We start from the raw sequence: 12,031 nt of genomic DNA on the forward strand, positions 1-12,031 counted from the left end.
TCGCTGAAAGCACGGAGTCGCCGATGGACGATGCCCTGGAGCAGGCCCGCCGCTGGGTCGATGCCGATGCGCCGGTTCTCTGGCTCTTGGGCAAGACCCAATCCGGCAAGACCAGCATCCTGGCCGAGATCACGGGTCAGGGGCATGACGCGGTCGGCCGGGGCTATCGGCCGATGACGCGGGAGAGCCGTCTCTATGCCTTCCCGCCCGATCGGCCGGTGCTTCGCGTGCTGGACACCCGTGGGCTGGCGGACCACGCGGACGAGGATGCATCCCAGGACCTGGATCGTGCGCGCGAGCAGGCGCATCTGTTCCTCGTGGTGGTGCGGATCGAGGACCTGGACATCGGCGAGATCCTGGACCTGGTCCGCCAGATCCGTCGGCAGCATCCGCGGTTGCCGCTCATCGTCGCCCAGACCTGTCTGCATCATCTCTATGGATCGGGGGACCGACATCCCGATCCCTATCCCTTCGACGGAACCGACGACGATCGGAATCGAGCAGGGGTTCCGGTCGAGCTCGGTCGCTCCATCCTGGCACAGCGCCGACTCTTCACCGGTATCAAGGGGGAGCCGCCACGCTTCGTGCCGCTGGACTTCACCCGGCCCGAACAAGGCGTCCTGCCGGCGGATTACGGCGCCGACCGCTTGTGGGATCTGCTCGAACGGGCGTTGCCGGAGGTGGCCGAGCGGTTGCGTCTGAATCGCGCCTCCGAGGAGAGCATCCGCGCCCGGGTGATCCTGCCCTACGCCATGGCGGCGGCGGCCGCGAACGCGGTGCCCGTGCCGCTTCTCGGTGGTCTGGGCGCGGCCAGTCTACAGTCGGCGATGGTGGTCCGGATCGCCCGTCGACTCGGCTGTGCCGGCGACTTCACGGCCTTGTGGCGGGAGCTGGCCGGGGCACTCGGCACCGGGTTCATGGCCGGCTTCGGTGGCAGCTGGATGGCCCAGCAGGTGCTCAAGCTGGGGCTTGGGTGGGGCACCGCCCTGGTCGCATCCTGGTCCTTCGCCATCTCCTGGGCCATCGGCGAGGCCGCGCTCTACTACTTCGGCGAGAAGGCCGCGGGACAGGCCCCCGAGCGCGAGGCACTGCGCGCCCGCTATCGCGCGGCCCTGAGGGCGGCGCGAGATACCTACAAACCGCCGGAAACCGAGAGCGCCATGAGGCATCGAGGATCATGACGGAGCCCTCCATCTGGGACTCTCTGCGCCGGCATCACAGGCGCGCGCTCTGGCTGCTGTCGCTGGCCGCGCTGCTGATCCTCATCCCCTGGGCGGCCGGCCTGGCGGTCGGCATCTGGTACCTGGTTCAGCAGGGATGGGCCTGGTACTGGTGGGCGGGAACCCTGGTGCTGGCCCTCCTGGCACTCCTGGTGTTGAGACGGCTGCTGTTGCGGCCCGCTTCGCCAATCCGAACGCTGAGAGACGGCATTCCGGGCGCCTCAACGGCCGAACGGGGTGCGCGCGAGGCCCTGCGGAAGCGCGCCGAGTCACTCGATGCGGAGGATCTGCGAGATCTGCAGGCCCTGTCCGATCTCGTCATCGGCGCCGTCCGGGACGTCGCCGATGCCTATTCCCCGAAGGATGCCGTCGCGCTCTGGCGCTTTACGCTGCCGGAGCTGCTGCTGATGAGCGAGGATCTGACCCAACGGGTGCGCGGGACGCTTCTGGTCGACTTCCCCGTGCTCCGGCACGTCGAGCTGTCCTGGATCGTGACGCTCGTCGGCGTGGTCGACCCGCTCGGCAAGCTGGCGGGTCTCTATTCCGTGCTGCGCTGGGTCAGCCCGGGAAGCGCCTTCGTCTCGGTGCTGCGCGGACGCCTGACCGAGCAGGCGCTCAAGGGCGTCGGCGATTCCGCCAAGGTGCAGCTGGGCGTGATCCTGATCGAGCAGACGGGGGATACGGCGATCCGGCTCTATTCCGGCGGCTACCGGCGACGTGCCGAGGAACGCCTGCCGACGGCGCCCGAGACGGTCGCGGACGGGCCGGAGGAACCCTTGACCCTGCTGCTCGCCGGACGGCGCAATGTCGGTAAGTCGGCCCTGGTCAACGCGCTGCTCGACAGGGCCCGCGAGCCGGTGGGGCTGCTGACGCCCCCCGCCCAGGGCTGCCGCGCCTATGCGCTGCGATCCGAGCAGGCCGGCGATCTCGTCCTCGTCGACTGTCCCTGCGTTCAGGGCGGCGAAAAGGAGCCCTGGCTCGCCCAGGCGGCCAAGAGCGATCTGGTGCTCTGGGTCGCCGCCGCCAATCGCGCCGACCGTGCCGCCGATCAGCGTGCGCTCAGGGCGCTCGACGCACTCACGGAACGCAGACCCGACCTCCGTCCGGTGCCGCGCATCCTGGTGCTGACCCACGCCGACAAGCTGGATCCCCCGCTGGAATGGGAGCCGCCCTACTATGTCGTGGAGGGCGAACGGCCCAAGGAGCGCGAGATGCGCGAGGCGCGCCGGACGGCCTGCGAGCAGCTCGGCATCCCCGAGTCCCAGTGCGCCCTCATCGCCATCCCGCCCGATCTGACCCTGTGGAATAGGGAGGATCTCCATCGGGCGATTCGAGAGGCCCTGCCGCAGGCGCGGCAGAAGCAGCTGGAGCGCGGGATGGCGCGGGACGGCTGGCTCCGGAGGATCCAGGACACGACCGGCAGCATCCCGGGGGTCCTCGACCGGTCGCGCCGATTCGGCCGCCGCTGGGTCGACCGCACGCTCGGAAAGACCGCGAGCCGGATCGGCGACAAGCTGTCCGGCAGAGGGGACAAGGGATGACGGCGCCCGCGATTCACGGTCCCAGGGCCTGATGCTTTGATATCCTTGCCCGCTCGCCAACGACCCGTCGATGTGCAGACTTGCGATATGAATCTCGAATACGAAGGAAGGGCCCTCTCCGATGAATGCTAGCGATACCCAGCGAACCCGCCGCATCCTCATGGTCGGGGGGACCGGCACCATCGGTCGTGCCACCGTTGCCGCACTGGTAGCCCGAGGTCACGAGGTCGTCTGCATCGTTCGGCCCCGAGCCTCGAAACAGGAGCGGCCGCTGGACTTCCTGCAGGGGGCCGAGGTGCGCCTCGCCGACGTGTCCGATCCCGCCTCTCTGGCCGAGCACGGATTCCGCCACGAACGCTTCGACGCGGTGGTGTCCTGTCTCGCGTCGCGGACCGGCGAGCCGCGCGACGCCTGGGCGATCGACCATGGGGTGCACATGGTTCTGCTCGAACAGGCGAAGGCCGCGGGCGCGACCCAGATGGTGCTCCTGTCGGCGATCTGCGTGCAGCGGCCCCGGCTGGCCTTCCAGCAGGCCAAGCTCGCCTTCGAGAAGGCGCTCATGGAGTCGGGGCTGACCTACTCGATCGTACGTCCGACCGCCTTCTTCAAATCGCTGGCGGGGCAGGTGGCCCGGGTCCAGCAGGGCAAGCCCTATCTGCTGTTCGGCGACGGCACCCTGACCGCCTGCAAGCCGATCAGCGACGCCGATCTGGCGGCCTATCTTGCGGACTGTCTGGAGGATCCCTCGCTGCAGAACCGGATCCTTCCGATCGGCGGACCGGGACCGGCCATCACCCCGCTCGAGCAGGGCCAATTCCTCTTCGAGCTACTCGGACGCGAGCCGAAGTTCAAGCAGGTGCCGGTCGGGTTCATCAGCGGCATCGCGACGGTCCTGGGAGCGCTGGGGAAAATCGTTCCGCCCTTGGCCGCCAAGGCCGAGCTGGCCCGTATCGGCCATTACTACGCGACCGAGTCGATGCTGGTCCTCGATCCCGAGACCGGCCGCTACGATGCGGACGCGACCCCAGAGACCGGCCGGGACACACTGTTCGACTACTACCGCCAGCTCGTCGAGGGCTCCGAGACCGCCGAGCGCGGCGAGCATGCGGTGTTCTGATCCCTATTGGGTCTCGGTGTGCCCAGCCGCAAAGGATTGCGTTGCCTGACCTTTTCGTCGGTTGGCTTGTCTGTTTCGGTTCGATTGAGTAATCTTTTACTCAAATATGGGGGGATAACCGATGGCACGCTTTCAGGCCCTGACCAATGCGGTGCTCGAGGCCGAGCTCGATCTGCTGCGCGAGCGATTCGGCCTCGGACCGAATCAGAAGGCGGATCTCTTGCGCGAGATGGCCGCGATCGCAGGCTGGGCCGCACGCCAGGCGGAGGAGGGGCGGGTGATCGAGGCGCGCCGCGGCGAAGCGGTCGAGCGGCTGCTGCATCCCGCACTGGAACGCCTGAGCCGTGCTGCGGGCCGGTCAGTTGAGCGGTTTGCCCTGAACGATGCTGAGGTCGAGCGTCTGGCGAGCATTCTCGACAAAGGTTTCGATCCGTCTCCGGCCTTGCGCACCGCACTCGCGAATCTGGCGCAGTCACCGCGTCGTCCCCCATCGCTGAGTTGGCCGGGGGCGGACTGACGTCCGCCGCCGTCCGCTGACGCATGTCGCTGAAGATCGCGCCGCTGGACCGCTCCCATCGTCCGCTGCTCGCCGACTTTCGGAATACTCACCCCGCTCTGGCCGACTATCTGCAGCGTTACGCCTTGCGGCATGCCGAGAAGGATCTCTTGGCACGGACCTATGTGGCGATCGACAGCGGGTCCGGTGCCCCACGGTTGGCCGGCTATTTCAGCCTCGCCACCGTCAGCGTCGAGCGCGACTCGCTGGCGCCGCTTCCGGCCTTGGAACGGCTGCCGCGTTTCCCGATTCCTGGAATCCTCCTGGCACGGCTCGCGGTCGACACCCGCATCCGCGGTCAGGGACTGGGTCGATACCTGTTCGAGGAGGCATTGGGTCTCACGCTCCAGCTCGCCCGGAGCGGCCCCGTCGCCTTCCGTCTGTTCGTCACCGATGCCGTCGACGCCGAAGCGGCATCCTTCTATACACATTTCGGTTGTGTGCCGCTTGGCGATGGGTTTCCTCGCCGGATGGTCCTGGATCTTCGGCCCTTGCTTTGAGTCGGTTCCAGTGTGCTGCCGAGGGCTCAAGACTGTGTCCCCCCTTGCCCGTTGGCGCATGTGGCATCATCTCGATGAAAGCGTCCTACCGAAGACCAGACCTCCAGGAGTACGAATCGATGATTTCAGAAGAGATGGCCAGCCGCATCAACGCCCAGATCAACCGCGAGATGTATTCCGCCAATTTCTACCTGTCCCTCTCGGCGCAGGCGGAGACCATGAACCTCAAGGGCGTCGCGGCCTGGTTCTTCGCCAAGCAGGGCGAGGAGATGACGCACGCCATGAAGATGTACCGCTATCTCATCGATCAGGACGCCGCGGTCGAGCTGAGCGAGGTGGCCGCCCCCGAGGCGGTGGAGCCGAGCGTGATCGAGATGTTCGAGCGCACCCTGAAGCACGAGCGCAGCGTCACGGCCTGCATCAACGATCTGGTCGATCACGCGCTTTCGGAAAAGGACCATGCGACCAACATCTTCCTCCAATGGTTCGTCACCGAGCAGATCGAGGAGGAGGCGACCGTCAACGACATCCTCGGCCGAATGCGTCTGTTCGGCGACCAGGGGCAGTCGCTGCTGTTGATCGACAACGAACTGGCGGCCCTCGCCAGGAAGATCGGGCAGACGGCGGATACGGCGGCCGCATGAGCCGCGAGGACCGGCATGCGAGGTCCGAGATGAGCAAGAAATCCGAGAAGTGCTGCAAGAAATACCGCGAGCAGAAGGCCTGCAAGAAATGCCCGAGGCGCAAGGCCAAGGGTGACTGAGTCCATCCGCAATGCCATGGACGGCGTGCATCCATACTGTTCCGTTCCAGTCATGTTGTTGACGCCGCTATCTGAAGTCAATCGATCCTGAGCCGGGTTTCCGTCGCTCCGCGCTTAGCGTCTTCGCTTCGCTCCTCTTCAGTGTCGATCGGGCATCGGCATATCGATATCGCACACGAATCGAGTCTATCGACGCAGTTTCAGCAGACAGCTTCTGCTCGGCTTCTGTCGCGATAATTGGGCTTTATGACCGCATATGTTGTCAGATTGATGACCGAGGTCATCTGGTTGGGCCATACTGGAGTTGTGTTCAACCATCCAAGGTATCTAGTATTCCCCCGGTGCCCTATGTGAGCACTCGATAATGCACTAAAAATCCAAGAAGTTTTTTCTCTACAGCCGAGTATCCCCCGAGACCTAGCACATCTCCCGAATCCGCAGGCGGAAACGCCTCGATACTGTCGGGTCATATGTGGCCCGGACGGGAATTCCCCTCCGGGGTCTTAACTCCAGGCCGTGCGGTAATCCATAACGGAGGCCAGCTCTCATGATTGCCAATCCCTTCGCCGAACTTTCGGCTCTTATCCCACCTGCCGTCATGCAGGGTTACGTCGTGTTGATGGTCCTCCTGGTCATCGGCGGCACCCTGCTCGACATCCTGCACAAGAAGAGCGCGAAATATTTCTTCGAAAAAGGACAGTCGCTCAAGAAGCTCGCGACGCGCGAGGTCAGCGGCGGGCAGAAGATCGGCATCGCCCTCGGCACCATCGCCAACGAGGTCCTGGCCTCGGGCGAGTTCGAGAATCCCGACCGACGCAAGTCCCATCTGCTCATCAGCTACGGCTTCGTCATCTTCGTGGTGACCACCGCGCTCCAGATCTTCGCCCTGCCGCTCGCGGAAGGCGAGGGCTCGGCCTTCCTTGCCCTGCTGTGGCACCTGGGTGCCCTGATGGTCTGCATCGGCGGCTACTGGTTCTGGTTCAAGATCCGCGTCGACGTGCGCTCCGAGGGCCACGAGTGGTACGACGTGCATCTCTCCGACCTCTTCATCGTCTCGCTGCTGCTGACGGTGACCTTCGCTCTGGTGTGGTCCCTGTTCAACTCGACCATCGCCCTGGTCGTCTTCATCGGCGCGGCCACCACCCTGTTCAGCACCGTCTTCTGGTCCAAGTTCGCGCACATGTTCTACAAGCCCGCCGCCGCCTTCCAGAAGAAGGTCGCCAAGGCCGACGGCTCGCGGGACAAGCTGCCCGACATGCCCGCGCTGACCGATCCCAGCGTCAAGCAGCGCTATCCCGACATCCCGGAGTACATGGGCGAGACCCCGCCCTACATGGGGCTTGGTATCAAGCGCGACGCTCCCAGCCATTACTGATCCTGATTCGCCGAATCGAATCACGAAGAGGACTAGAAGATGCCAACTTTCGTCTATATGACTCGCTGCGATGGTTGTGGCCAGTGCGTGGATATCTGCCCCTCGGACATCATGCACATCGATACGACCGTCCGCCGCGCCTACAACATCGAGCCCAATATGTGCTGGGAGTGCTACTCCTGCGTCAAGGCCTGTCCGCACAACGCGATCGACGTGCGCGGCTATGCCGACTTCGCCCCCCTGGGCCACTCGGTGCGCGTGAAGCGCGACGAGGAGAAGGGCGTCATCGCCTGGCGGATCATCTTCCGCAACGGCGAGAAGGACATGAACCTGCTGGCGCCCATCACCACCAAACCCTGGGGCACCTGCATCCCGAAACTCGCCGACGCGGCCGCGCCCAGCAAGGAGATGCGCGACAGCCAGCTGTTGTTCAACGAGCCCAAGTACATCCGTCTCGATGACGGCGGTCTGCATACGCTCGAGTCCAATGGTCTGAAGATGAAAGAAGGGGTGTACTACTGATGGCTTACAAGACAATCATCGAAGACGGCATCGACATCCTCGTCGCCGGGGCCGGTCTGGGCGGCACGGGTGCCGCCTTCGAGGCCAGATACTGGGGCAAGGACAAGAAGATCGTCATCGCCGAGAAGGCCAACATCGACCGCTCCGGCGCCGTGGCCCAGGGTCTCTACGCCATCAACTGCTATATGGGCACCCGTTTCGGCGAGAACAATCCGGAAGACCATGTCCGTTATGCGCGTATCGACCTCATGGGCATGGTGCGCGAGGACCTGCTCTTCGACATGGCCCGTCACGTCGACTCGGCCGTGCACCAGTTCGAGGAATGGGGCCTGCCGCTGATGCGCAACCCCAAGACCGGGACCTATCAGCGCGAAGGGCGCTGGCAGATCATGATCCACGGCGAGTCCTACAAGCCGATCGTCGCCGAGGCGGCCAAGAAGTCGGCCGACAAGGTCTTCAACCGCATCTGCGTGACCCATCTGCTGATGGACGAGAGCAAGCCGAACCGCGTCGCCGGTGCCGTCGGCTTCAACGTGCGCACGGGCAACTATCACGTCTTCAAGTCCAAGGCGGTCATCGTCGCCGCGGGCGGCGCCTCCAACATCTACAAGCCGCGTTCGGTCGGCGAGGGCGCGGGCCGCGTCTGGTACGCACCCTGGTCCTCGGGTTCGGCCTACGGTCTGCTGATCGGCGCCGGCGCCAAGATGACCCAGATGGAGAACCGCATCGTGCTGGCCCGCTTCAAGGACGGCTACGGTCCGGTCGGCGCCTACTTCCTGCACCTCAAGACCTACACCCAGAACTGCAACGGCGAGGAGTACGAGTCCAAGTGGTGGCCTCAGCTCCAGGAGATGGTCGGCAAGGAATATCTGGATCCGGAGGCATCGCACCGGACCCATCGGCCGATCCCGACCTGTCTGCGCAACCATGCCCTGATCAACGAGGTCAATGCCGGCCGCGGTCCGATCCACATGGTCACCATGGAGGCCTTCCAGGATCCGCATCTCGAGGAGATCGGCTGGCACAACTTCCTCGGCATGACCGTCGGACAGGCCGTGCTCTGGGCCGCCACCGACGTGGATCCGAAGAACGAGAATCCGGAGCTGACCACCTCCGAGCCCTATGTCATGGGTTCGCACGCGACCGGCTGCGGCGCCTGGTGTTCGGGTCCCGAGGACGTCTCGCCGCCCGAGTATTTCTGGGGCTACAACCGCATGACCACGGTCGAGGGTCTGTTCGGCGCCGGTGACGCCGTCGGCGGCACCCCGCACGCCTTCTCCTCCGGCTCCTTCACCGAGGGACGGCTCGCGGCCAAGGCCGCCTGCCAGTACATCGACGACGGCAAGGCCGAGGGCATCCGCGTCTCCGACGCCCAGATCGAGCGCCGCAAGGAAGAGATCTACAAGCCGATGGAGCACTACCGGGTCTATCGCAACGAGATCACGGCCGGTTCGGTCAACCCGAACTACATCAACCCGCGTCAGGGTCTGGACCGTCTGCAGAAGCTGATGGACGAGTACGCCGGCGGCGTCACGGTCAGCTACATGACCAACGACAAGCTGCTCAACATCGGTCTGAAGAAGATGAAGATCCTGGAAGAGGATCTCGAGAAGATCGCCGCGGAGAACATCCACGAGCTGCTGCGCGCCTGGGAGCTGAAGCATCGTCACCTCGCCTCCGAGGCCGTCATGCAGCACACCCTGTTCCGCGAGGAGACCCGCTGGCCGGGCTACTACTATCGCGGCGACAAGATGAAGGTGGACGACGAGAACTGGCACGTGCTGACCGTCTCGCGTCGTGATCCCGAGACCGGCGAATACACCATGGAGAAGGCGCCCCTGTATCACCTCGTAGAGGCGTAGGACTCGGCCCTCCGCAGGCAAGGCCCTTGGTCCATCCAAGGGCCTTGCCGTTTATGGACGGCTGGTTCAGTAGGATGGCAATGCGACATGAATATCATCGATAAGACCGACGAAGAGATCCTCGAGATCGCCCATCCCATGTGGGACGACCTCGTCAAGTATTCCAACGAGGGGAAATACGGCAAGTTCATCAAGAAGTTCTCCTACGACCTGATGCTCGGCCTGAACGAGGTCGAGATGGGCAAGCAGTTCGCGCACAGCGAGCTGTCGCGCAATCTGGTCGAGGAGAGGGACTATCTGGGGATCATCCGCCGCGGTCAGCACGTCACGGTGCTCTACCGGGTGCGCAGCAAGGTGCGGGAAGGGGAGTGGCTGGGACGCATGGTCCTGGGTTACGAAAACGGTGAAGTGAAGATCTTCGCCGCCTCGATTTTCTGATCCATGAGCGAGTCTATGAAAGAGCGCATCGAAGAGGGCAAGTTCGTCGAGCTGACCTATCGGGTCGTGGACCAGAAGTCGGGCGACGTCCTGACGACCGTGGAGTTTCCCCTGGGGTATGTGCACGGGCACAATGCCGTGCTGTCGCCGCAGGTCATGGCGGAGCTGGATGGGAAGGCGTCCGGGGACCGCATCTCGGTTCCGATCGACTGCAGGGATCTCTACGGTGCCAGGGACGAGTCCCTGGTCTTCACCGACGCGATCGAGAACGTTCCCGAGGAATATCGGGAGGTGGGAACGCGCATCCTCATGGAGAACGACAAGGGCGAGGCCAAGAGCTTTCTCGTCACCCGAATGGACGACAAGACGCTGACGATCGACGGCAACCATCCGCTGTGCGGCCGGATGGTCGTGTTCGAGCTTGAGATCCTGAGCGTGCGCGATGCGACCGAAGAGGAGATCCTCGCCGGCGGCAGGCCGGAGAAGGGACCGGATATCGGCGGGATACCGACCCGGCCGATCTGAGTCCTGTTTCGTCCAAGACGGAGCGAAGCGAGCGATTCCGTTCGCCGTTTTTTCTGATCTCGAGTATCCCCGTATCGGCAGAACCCATTATGAGCAGCACAGATCCAAGCATGAACGCGGATGAGGAATGCCGATTCTGCGTATCCAAGCCCGGCAGGCACCTCTTGATCGAGAGCGAGCACGGATTCGCCGCCTACGACCGCTATCCCGCGAGCCCCGGCCACTTCCTGGTCATTCCCTATCGGCATTTCGCGAGCTATTTCGACATCCGGGATGACGAATTGGTCGACCTATGGGGACTGGTCGCGCGCGGAAAACAGATCGTCGACGAGCAATATCATCCGGACGGATACAACATCGGAATCAACGTCGGTCACTGGGCCGGGCAGTCGATCCATCACCTTCACATTCACGTGATCCCTCGCTACAAGGGCGACGTGGAGAACCCGAAGGGCGGGGTGCGCGGCGTCATTCCGCACAAGCAGACCTATAACGTCACTCCCGACTGACAAACGGAAAGCGAAGGACCTTGCCGCGCTCGCTAGGTGTGAAATAGTGTCCTCATGGCGCCATAGACCTTTTCGTAGGTATATGAGTTTTCACCCCAGTGAACGAGTTCGTCCTCATCGGTGCGAAAGGTCAAATAGGGATGCACCTCGATCCCATCGACCTCGAGCATGGCCAGATCGTCAATGACACCGGTGATGCTCAGCGCAATACCGGCGGTAAGGTCTTCCAGCTTCTCCTGGTCGACTCCCGCTTCCTGAAGTTTGATCTTGATCCGTTCGACGATCTCGGCGGTGAATATCGCTTGACGCTCGTCGAATTTCGAGCGATCCAATGTCAGTTTCATTCTCGATAACCTTGCCGTGACAATCGGCCAGTCTAGGGGCGGGGCGGCTGGGAGGCAGGCAACCCGAGTCTCCGAGACTCGATCGCCCGTCGAGACGGCGCGAAAGGCGTGATTCGAACGCGAGAAGCGGATTACTGGTATCCACCTGTCCCGCGATGGGAAAAGGCCGCGCGAACGCTCGGGCTCGCACGGCCGCGTCCACATTCAGGGACGCTTCGGGGTCTGGTAGGGGATCTCTTTCTGGAACTTGTCCCAAATGACATCGTATCCGACATATCCCTTTTCATTCGCCTCCTTCTGACGGGTGACGATGAAGCGGCTGTGGCCGTCTGGAACCTTCGGGCGTGTTTTCGCTTGTTCGCTCATAAGTGACCTTTATCGATAGCCAGGAGGCCAGTGTGTCTATTTCAGGGTGCAGCGTTCGAAAGCTATCGCGGCCGAGCGATACTGTCAAGGCTTCGAGGGAGATCGGCTTGAGTATTTCAGTGAAAATTCGCTGAAGACGAAGAGGATACCGGGGGGTAAGTCGCAGGCCATCCAATGGCATGCGGTTCGATTCGAAACCAGCGGAGCGAATTCTTATTCCTAATCCTATAGGAATATCCGGCATGAATGGCTATTGATCGTCGAATGAAGAAAGCGGTTGCATGGTCGATGATTTCACCTCTTGAACGTGGTGAATTGCTTCAACGCATCGCCATGAAAACGGCCCGCATGCCATACTCTGTCTCTATTGGGCTCTATTGAGTAGAGGGAGCA

General features: G+C 63.3%; 15 protein-coding genes. 13 read left to right on the plus strand and 2 right to left on the minus strand.

Going from position 1 to position 12,031, the window contains the following annotated elements; translation table 11 throughout:
- Window positions 1-23 precede the first annotated feature (23 nt).
- The 12 genes from D779_RS03910 to D779_RS03965 all read left to right on the plus strand — a co-directional run bounded on the left by D779_RS03910 (window position 24) and on the right by D779_RS03965 (window position 10,928).
- Window positions 24-1,181 carry a GTPase family protein gene (locus D779_RS03910; RefSeq protein ID WP_043749740.1) on the plus strand — a complete coding sequence of 386 codons (1,158 nt, stop codon included), beginning with the start codon at window positions 24-26 and terminating at the stop codon, window positions 1,179-1,181.
- Complete coding sequence (locus D779_RS03915; protein ID WP_043749742.1) at window positions 1,178-2,761, plus strand: GTPase family protein; 1,584 nt, start codon at window positions 1,178-1,180, stop codon at window positions 2,759-2,761. Before D779_RS03910 ends, D779_RS03915 begins: the two co-directional genes overlap by 4 nt.
- Before the next feature lie 121 nt (window positions 2,762-2,882).
- Entirely contained in the window at window positions 2,883-3,878 is a 996-nt protein-coding gene (locus D779_RS03920) for an NAD(P)H-binding protein (protein ID WP_043749745.1), read from the plus strand.
- A 121-nt stretch (window positions 3,879-3,999) separates the two neighbouring features.
- Entirely contained in the window at window positions 4,000-4,395 is a 396-nt protein-coding gene (locus D779_RS03925; RefSeq protein ID WP_043749748.1) for a hypothetical protein, read from the plus strand.
- Between the two features lie 23 nt (window positions 4,396-4,418).
- Complete coding sequence (locus D779_RS03930; protein ID WP_043749751.1) at window positions 4,419-4,934, plus strand: GNAT family N-acetyltransferase; 516 nt, start codon at window positions 4,419-4,421, stop codon at window positions 4,932-4,934.
- A 119-nt stretch (window positions 4,935-5,053) separates the two neighbouring features.
- Window positions 5,054-5,578: a ferritin gene (locus D779_RS03935; RefSeq protein ID WP_043749754.1), complete on the plus strand. Its 525-nt coding sequence runs from the start codon at window positions 5,054-5,056 to the stop codon at window positions 5,576-5,578.
- 666 nt (window positions 5,579-6,244) lie between these two features.
- Window positions 6,245-7,072, plus strand: coding sequence for a hypothetical protein (locus D779_RS03940; RefSeq protein ID WP_043749758.1), 828 nt, complete (start codon window positions 6,245-6,247; stop codon window positions 7,070-7,072).
- A 39-nt stretch (window positions 7,073-7,111) separates the two neighbouring features.
- The gene (aprB, locus tag D779_RS03945; protein ID WP_043749762.1) at window positions 7,112-7,594 is read left to right on the plus strand and encodes an adenylyl-sulfate reductase subunit beta; all 483 of its coding nucleotides are present in this window, start codon (window positions 7,112-7,114) and stop codon (window positions 7,592-7,594) included.
- Entirely contained in the window at window positions 7,594-9,456 is a 1,863-nt protein-coding gene (aprA, locus tag D779_RS03950) for an adenylyl-sulfate reductase subunit alpha (protein WP_043749765.1), read from the plus strand. The genes aprB and aprA overlap by 1 nt, the downstream gene beginning before the upstream one ends.
- A gap of 87 nt (window positions 9,457-9,543) precedes the next feature.
- Window positions 9,544-9,894: a hypothetical protein gene (locus D779_RS03955; RefSeq protein ID WP_043749768.1), complete on the plus strand. Its 351-nt coding sequence runs from the start codon at window positions 9,544-9,546 to the stop codon at window positions 9,892-9,894.
- Between the two features lie 15 nt (window positions 9,895-9,909).
- On the plus strand, window positions 9,910-10,419 hold the full coding sequence (locus tag D779_RS03960; RefSeq protein ID WP_043749771.1) for an FKBP-type peptidyl-prolyl cis-trans isomerase: 510 nt from the start codon (window positions 9,910-9,912) through the stop codon (window positions 10,417-10,419).
- A gap of 110 nt (window positions 10,420-10,529) precedes the next feature.
- Window positions 10,530-10,928, plus strand: coding sequence for an HIT family protein (locus D779_RS03965; RefSeq protein ID WP_232424060.1), 399 nt, complete (start codon window positions 10,530-10,532; stop codon window positions 10,926-10,928).
- Window positions 10,929-10,960: 32 nt separating this feature from the next.
- Here D779_RS03965 and D779_RS03970 read toward each other — a convergent pair whose 3' ends face one another.
- Window positions 10,961-11,272 (minus strand): hypothetical protein, encoded by a 312-nt coding sequence (locus tag D779_RS03970; RefSeq protein ID WP_043749778.1) that lies wholly within the window; start codon window positions 11,270-11,272, stop codon window positions 10,961-10,963.
- Window positions 11,273-11,476: 204 nt separating this feature from the next.
- Window positions 11,477-11,638, minus strand: a complete 162-nt coding sequence (locus tag D779_RS22580) for a hypothetical protein (RefSeq protein WP_198295657.1) — start codon at window positions 11,636-11,638, stop codon at window positions 11,477-11,479.
- A 246-nt stretch (window positions 11,639-11,884) separates the two neighbouring features.
- Here D779_RS22580 and D779_RS23095 point away from each other — a divergent pair, with 246 nt between their 5' ends.
- Window positions 11,885-12,019 carry a hypothetical protein gene (locus D779_RS23095; RefSeq protein ID WP_269747367.1) on the plus strand — a complete coding sequence of 45 codons (135 nt, stop codon included), beginning with the start codon at window positions 11,885-11,887 and terminating at the stop codon, window positions 12,017-12,019.
- Window positions 12,020-12,031: the final 12 nt, after the last annotated feature.

The sequence above is a fragment of the Imhoffiella purpurea genome (assembly GCF_000585215.1).
Taxonomy (GTDB): domain Bacteria; phylum Pseudomonadota; class Gammaproteobacteria; order Chromatiales; family Chromatiaceae; genus Imhoffiella; species Imhoffiella purpurea.

Coding starts and splice junctions, on each gene's coding strand:
- aprB (WP_043749762.1), top strand. CDS start 7,112: ATGCCAACTTTCGTCTATATGACTCGCTGCGATGGTTGTGGCCAGTGC.
- D779_RS03955 (WP_043749768.1), top strand. CDS start 9,544: ATGAATATCATCGATAAGACCGACGAAGAGATCCTCGAGATCGCCCAT.
- D779_RS03915 (WP_043749742.1), top strand. CDS start 1,178: ATGACGGAGCCCTCCATCTGGGACTCTCTGCGCCGGCATCACAGGCGC.
- D779_RS03925 (WP_043749748.1), top strand. CDS start 4,000: ATGGCACGCTTTCAGGCCCTGACCAATGCGGTGCTCGAGGCCGAGCTC.
- aprA (WP_043749765.1), top strand. CDS start 7,594: ATGGCTTACAAGACAATCATCGAAGACGGCATCGACATCCTCGTCGCC.
- D779_RS03910 (WP_043749740.1), top strand. CDS start 24: ATGGACGATGCCCTGGAGCAGGCCCGCCGCTGGGTCGATGCCGATGCG.
- D779_RS03940 (WP_043749758.1), top strand. CDS start 6,245: ATGATTGCCAATCCCTTCGCCGAACTTTCGGCTCTTATCCCACCTGCC.
- D779_RS03930 (WP_043749751.1), top strand. CDS start 4,419: ATGTCGCTGAAGATCGCGCCGCTGGACCGCTCCCATCGTCCGCTGCTC.
- D779_RS03970 (WP_043749778.1), bottom strand. CDS start 11,272: ATGAAACTGACATTGGATCGCTCGAAATTCGACGAGCGTCAAGCGATA.
- D779_RS23095 (WP_269747367.1), top strand. CDS start 11,885: ATGGCTATTGATCGTCGAATGAAGAAAGCGGTTGCATGGTCGATGATT.
- D779_RS03960 (WP_043749771.1), top strand. CDS start 9,910: ATGAAAGAGCGCATCGAAGAGGGCAAGTTCGTCGAGCTGACCTATCGG.
- D779_RS22580 (WP_198295657.1), bottom strand. CDS start 11,638: ATGAGCGAACAAGCGAAAACACGCCCGAAGGTTCCAGACGGCCACAGC.
- D779_RS03965 (WP_232424060.1), top strand. CDS start 10,530: ATGAACGCGGATGAGGAATGCCGATTCTGCGTATCCAAGCCCGGCAGG.
- D779_RS03920 (WP_043749745.1), top strand. CDS start 2,883: ATGAATGCTAGCGATACCCAGCGAACCCGCCGCATCCTCATGGTCGGG.
- D779_RS03935 (WP_043749754.1), top strand. CDS start 5,054: ATGATTTCAGAAGAGATGGCCAGCCGCATCAACGCCCAGATCAACCGC.